Source organism: Nocardioides oceani (assembly GCF_030412965.1).
Lineage (GTDB): Bacteria > Actinomycetota > Actinomycetes > Propionibacteriales > Nocardioidaceae > Nocardioides > Nocardioides oceani.
The window spans coordinates 1-231 of sequence record NZ_JAUHJQ010000240.1; the positions used below are offsets into that span (position 1 = coordinate 1).

The window sequence follows — 231 nt, forward strand, 5'->3', positions numbered from 1 at the left end:
CACCAGCGCGCCGGCGTCGTGCACCAGCGCGGTGAGCGCCGCGCCGTCCGCGACGTGACCGGAGCGGAACGCGACATGGCTGAGCAGCACGAACGCCGTGTCCGGTCCGCGCGCCGGCGCGCGGTCGTCCGCGGTGACGCCGCCGTCGGGGTCGGCCTCGACCCACCGCACGGTGAGGCCGCACTCGCCGGCGACGCCCTCGAGGAGGTAGCGGTCGGTCGGGAAGTTGTC

Annotated in this window: 1 protein-coding gene; it reads right to left on the bottom strand. The window is 76.6% G+C overall.

The genetic code is table 11. The annotated features are described in order from the left end of the window. Positions 1–231 (bottom strand): aminotransferase class V-fold PLP-dependent enzyme (locus tag QWY28_RS23910; RefSeq protein WP_300955388.1); only part of this gene is annotated, 231 nt, incomplete at both ends.